Source organism: Corallococcus sp. AB030 (genome assembly GCF_003668965.1).
Lineage (GTDB): Bacteria > Myxococcota > Myxococcia > Myxococcales > Myxococcaceae > Corallococcus > Corallococcus exiguus.
This window is the reverse complement of the sequence record NZ_RAWQ01000351.1, coordinates 1-5,290: the sequence shown is the minus strand read 5'-3', so window position 1 is coordinate 5,290 and position 5,290 is coordinate 1. Positions and strand designations below refer to the sequence as shown.

At 70.5% G+C, this 5,290-nt stretch carries 4 protein-coding genes; all 4 read left to right on the top strand.

The genetic code is table 11. The features are described 5' to 3' along the window. Positions 1–1,404: metallopeptidase TldD-related protein (locus tag D7Y15_RS41990; RefSeq protein WP_199733982.1), on the top strand; the 1,404-nt coding region annotated here is incomplete at its 5' end. An 8-nt stretch (positions 1,405–1,412) separates the two neighbouring features. Continuing rightward, on the top strand, positions 1,413–2,759 hold the full coding sequence (locus D7Y15_RS41985) for a TldD/PmbA family protein (protein ID WP_121756065.1): 1,347 nt from the start codon (positions 1,413–1,415) through the stop codon (positions 2,757–2,759). Between the two features lie 63 nt (positions 2,760–2,822). Further along, positions 2,823–3,833, top strand: coding sequence for a ParB/RepB/Spo0J family partition protein (locus D7Y15_RS41980; RefSeq protein ID WP_120581417.1), 1,011 nt, complete (start codon positions 2,823–2,825; stop codon positions 3,831–3,833). Positions 3,834–3,878: 45 nt separating this feature from the next. Further along, on the top strand, positions 3,879–5,285 hold the full coding sequence (locus D7Y15_RS41975; RefSeq protein WP_121756064.1) for a sigma-54 dependent transcriptional regulator: 1,407 nt from the start codon (positions 3,879–3,881) through the stop codon (positions 5,283–5,285). Positions 5,286–5,290: the final 5 nt, after the last annotated feature.

Genomic DNA, 5,290 nt, shown 5'->3' with positions numbered 1-5,290 from the left:
TCCCCGCTCCTGCCCCCCGGTCTCCTGGAACGTCTGCTGGCGGAAGCCATGGGCCGGGGCGCGGACTTCGCGGAGGTGTACGTGGAGCGAACGTCCACCACCGCCGTGGTGCTGGAGGAGCAGCGCATCCGCAGCGCGCAGGTGGGCCTGGTGCAGGGCGTGGGCGTGCGGGTCATCGCCGGGGCCAAGGTGGGCTATGCCTACTCCGACGACTGGGACGAGGCCGCGCTCGTCCGCGCCGCGCGCACCGCCGCGATGATCGCCCAGGGCGGCGGCTCCGAGCGCGCCTACCCCGTCAAGCGCGTGCCGGTGCCCAGCCACTACCGCGTGGCCCAGCCGCTGGAGGACGTGGCGGTGGCGCGCAAGACGGCGCTCCTCACCCGCGCGAACACGGCGGCCCGCGCCTTCGACTCGCGCATCCAGCAGGTGAACGCGTCCTACGTGGATCAGACCAAGCGCATCGCCGTGGCCAACACCACCGGCCGCTTCAGCGAGGACACGCAGGACCAGTCCCGCATGAGCGTGCACGTGGTGGCGCTGGGGAAGAACGGCGAGCGGCGCACCGGCATGTACGGCAGCGGCGGCCGGGTGTCCTTCAGCTACTGGGACGGCGTGACGCCGGAGTCCGTGGCGGAGGAGGCCGCGCGCCAGGCCATCGCCACGCTGGGCGCGGTGGACTGCGTGGCGGGGCCGCAGACGGTGGTGCTGGCGCCGGGCTGGAGCGGCATCCTCCTGCACGAAGCCGTGGGCCACGGCCTGGAGGCGGACTTCATCCGCAAGGGCACGTCGCTGTTCGCGGGCAAGCTGGGGGAGAAGGTGGCCTCGGAGCTGGTGACGGTCATCGACGACGGCACGGTGTCCAGCGCGCGCGGCTCCATCAACATCGACGACGAGGGCGTGCCCGGCGAGCGCAAGGTCCTCATCGAGAACGGCGTCCTCAAGGGCTACCTCTATGATCAGCTCAACGCGAAGCTGATGAACCAGCGCTCCACGGGCAGCGGCCGGCGGGAGTCGTTCAAGAGCCTGCCCCTGCCGCGCATGACGAACACCTTCCTGGCGCCCGGAGACCACGCGCCGGAGGACATCCTCAAGGAGGTGAAGCGCGGGCTGTACTGCGCCACCTTCGGCGGAGGCCAGGTGGACATCAGCAACGGCAACTTCGTCTTCGAGGTCAGCGAGGCCTACCAGATTGAAGACGGCAAGCTGGGCCGCCCGGTGAAGAACGCCATCCTGATTGGCGTGGGGCCGGAGGCGCTGAAGAACATCAGCCGCGTGGGCTGCGACCCGATGCCGGACCCCGGCATGGGCGTCTGCGTGAAGGACGGGCAGATGATGCCCGTGGGGGTGGGCCTGCCCACCGTGCGCATCGACAACGTCACCGTGGGCGGAACGAAGGTCGGCTGAGGACAACCGTGAACTACGAACAGCTCGCGAAGAAGGTCGTTCAGCGCGCCGTGAAGAAGGGCGCGAAGCAGGCGGAGGCGTATCTGGAGGTGGGCCGCCAGAGCAGCGTGCGCGTCCGCGAAGGGCAGATTGAGGACCTCACGGAGGCCACCAGCAAGGGCCTGGGCATCCGGGTCATCGTGAAGGACCGGCTGGGCTTCGCGTACACGTCCGACTTCACGCCCGCGGGCCTGGAGCGCGTGGTGGACCTGGCCGTGCAACTGGCGGAGGCCGCCGCGCCCAACAAGCTCAACGGCCTGCCCGGCGCGAAGGACCTGGGCAAGCGTGGCGACACCGGCATCCTCTTCGACCCCAAGGTCGCGAACCTGCCCGGGGACTGGAAGATACAGGCCGCGCTGGAGGCGGAGCGCGCGGGCCGGGCCCAGGACGCGCGCGTCGTCACCTTCGACTCCGTGTCCGCCGGTGACTTCGTGGCGGAGGTGTACCTCGCGTCCAGCGAGGGCACGTCCGGCGGCTACTCCGGCACGTACGTGTACCTGGTCGCGGTGCCGGTGGCGTCGCAGAACGGGCAGCTCCAGACGGGCTACTGGCTGGACTACAAGCGCTTCCTGGACGACCTGGAGTCGCCCGAGTCCATCGGCCGCGAGGCCACGAAGCGCGCCGTGCGCATGCTGGGCGCGAAGCCGGTGAAGACGCAGCAGGTGCCGGTGGTGTTCGACCCGCTGGTGGCCGCGAGCTTCGTGGGCAACCTGTCCCAGGCCGCCAACGGCAACGCCGTGTACCAGCAGTCCAGCGTGCTCGCGCCCCACCTGGGCAAGCGGCTCGCGGGAAAGCACGTCACGCTGGTGGATGACGGCCTGCTGCCCCGGGGCCTGGCCACCGCGCCGTTCGACGGAGAGGGCGTCCCCACGCGCCGCACGCCCATCCTGGATCAGGGCGTGCTGTCCGGCTTCCTCTACGACGCCTTCACCGCGCGCAAGGCGAAGGCGCGCACCACGGGCAACGCGTCGCGCGGCTACAGCGCGCTGCCGGGCATCGGCACCACCAACCTCTACCTGGAGAAGGGCACGAAGACGCCGGAGGAGCTGATCCGCGAAGTGCCCCAGGGCCTCTACGTCACCGCCCTGCTGGGCCACGGCGCGGATCCGGTGTCCGGGGACATGTCCTGCGGGGCCAACGGCCTTTGGATCGAGAACGGTGAGCTGACCCACCCGGTGCAGGAGGTGACCGTCGCGGGCCACCTCCTCCAGATGTTGAAGGACGTGGACGCGGTGGGCAGCGACCTCCAGTTCCGGGGTGGCAGCGTGGGTGCGCCCACTGTCCGCTTCCGACAGCTCACCGTGTCGGGCGCGTAGCCAGCCCGGCCCGGTCGCCTACGCTCGCGGACCTCCTCCCCCAACGGTACGAGGTCCGTGCGCATGGCCGCGAAGTCCGCTCGCAAGTCCGCCCCCGCGAAGTCGAAGTCGGCCACGCCGCGCAAGCCGCGCCGCAAGAAGGCCGAACCGAAGTCGCGGGGCCTGAGCGCGGCGGAGGTGGCGAGCGAGGCCGTGGCCTTCCCCGACGCCCTCCTCCAGGCCGTGCGCGAGGACGGCGGACAGGTGCTGTCCGTCTACCGCGACCCGCTGGGCGGACACCCCGTCGTCTTCGCCGTGCTCCCCATCGACAAGGTGGAGCCCACGCCCTACCAGCGCGACCTGTCCGAGCCCCACGTCAAACGGCTCGCGACCGCCATGGAGCGCCTGGACCGCTTCCTCGACCCTGTCATCGCGGTGCGCATGAACGGCCGCTACTGGACGCCCAACGGCAACCACCGCCTCAACGCCAGCAAGCTGCTGGGCGCGAAGTCCATCGTCGCGCTGCTCCTGCCGGACGAGGACGTGGCCTACCAAATCCTCGCCCTCAACACGGAGAAGGCCCACAACCTGAAGGAGCGCTCGCTGGAGGTCATCCGCATGGCGCGGGGCCTCGTCGGCGCGAACCGCCAGGGCAAGGAGTCCGCCTTCTCCCACCTCTTCGAGGAGCCCTCCTTCCTCACCCTGGGCGCCGCCTACGAGAAGCGCCCCCGCTTCTCCGCGGGCGCCTACCACCCCTTCGTCAAGGTGGTGGACGGCTTCCAGGACGTGCCGCTGGCACAGGCCCTGGCCGTGCGCGACGCCCAGGCGGAGCAGCTGCTGGAGCTGGACGACGCGGTGGTCGCCGTCGTCAACGCCCTCAAGGAGCGAGGCCTCCAGAGCCCCTACCTCAAGAACTTCGTCGTCGCCCGGCTCAACTTCCTGCGCTTTCGCAAGGACGGCCCACCTCCCACCTTCGAAACCACCGTGCGCCGCATGCTGACCAGCGCCCTGCGCTTCAACGTGGACAAGGTGCGCCGCGAGGACATTGGCCGCATGGGCGGCGGGCCCATGGAACCGGACGAAGAGCAGGCCTGATGGGAATGGGGATTGCAGGGCAGTGTTGAGAGGCCCCGCACTCCCATGACATCTCCCACGGTCCTGGTCGTCGACGACGACCGCGCCAACCTTGATTCCGTCGCCCGCATCTTCCAGCGGGAAGGCTTCGCCACGTTGTCCGCCGCGCAAGGCACGGAGGCGCTGGAGATGCTCCGGCGCCCCGAGGTCAGCGTCATGGTCACCGACCTGATGATGCCCGGCATGGACGGCCAGGAACTGCTCAAGGCCAGCCGCGCCATCCGCCCGGACGTGGAGGTGGTGCTGATGACCGCCTACGGCACGGTGGAGACGGCCGTGGCCGCCATGAAGGACGGCGCCTACGACTTCATCACCAAGCCCCTCAAGCGCCACGCCCTGGTGAAGGCCGTGCAGAAGGCGCTGGAGAAGCAGGCGCTCGTCCAGGAGAACACCTCCCTCAAGGCGAAGCTCGCGGAGATCAACCCCTCGGGCGGGCGCGCCATGGTGGGCCAGTCCCCCGCCTTCCGCGCCATGCTGGACACCATCCGCCAGGCGGCGCCCTCCACCGCCACGGTGCTCTTGCTGGGCGAATCCGGCACCGGCAAGGAGCTGGCCGCCAGAGCGCTGCATGAGCACTCCGCCCGGGCGAAGCAGTCCTTCATCGCCGTCAACTGCGGCGCCATTCCAGAGAGCATCCTGGAGGCGGAGCTCTTCGGCGTGGAGCGCGGCGCGTACACCGGCGCCGTCACCCGCCGAGAGGGCCGCTTCGAGCGCGCCAGCGGCGGCACCCTCTTCCTGGACGAGGTGGGCGAGATGCCCCTCTCCGCGCAGGTGAAGCTCTTGCGCGTGCTCCAGGAGGGAGAGCTGGAGCGGCTGGGCGGCACGCAGACGGTGAAGGTGGACGTGCGGCTGGTCGCCGCCACCAACAAGGACCTGCAGAAGGAGGTCGCCGAAGGGCGCTTCCGCGAGGACCTCTACTACCGCCTGCACGTGGTGGAGATCCGCGTGCCCGCGCTCGCGTCGCGCCGCGAGGACATCCCGCTCCTGGCGGAGGCCTTCCTGCGCCGCTTCTCCGCGAAGAACGGCAAGGTGCTGCGCGGCTTCTCCCCGGACGCCCTGGGCGTGCTGGAGAACTACGCGTGGCCCGGCAACGTGCGTGAGCTGGAGCACGCCGTGGAGCGCGCCGTGGTGCTGGCCCGCACGGACGTGCTGGAGGCCAGCGACCTGCCGGAGTCCGTGCGCAAGGGGCCCCTGGGCTCCGCCGGCCAGCTGGTCATCCCCATCGGGACGCCCATGGAGGAGATCGAAAGGCGCGTCATCCACGAAACCCTGCGCCACACGCGCGGGGACAAGACGCTCGCCGCCCGCCTGCTGGGCATCGCCGCGCGCACCATCTACCGCAAGCTCGAGCGCGAGCAGGGCGGCCCGGACGCGCCTCCAGTCCCCCCCTCCCCTCCCACCAACGCGGACTGACAGGC

Coding starts and splice junctions, on each gene's coding strand:
- D7Y15_RS41980 (WP_120581417.1), top strand. CDS start 2,823: ATGGCCGCGAAGTCCGCTCGCAAGTCCGCCCCCGCGAAGTCGAAGTCG.
- D7Y15_RS41975 (WP_121756064.1), top strand. CDS start 3,879: ATGACATCTCCCACGGTCCTGGTCGTCGACGACGACCGCGCCAACCTT.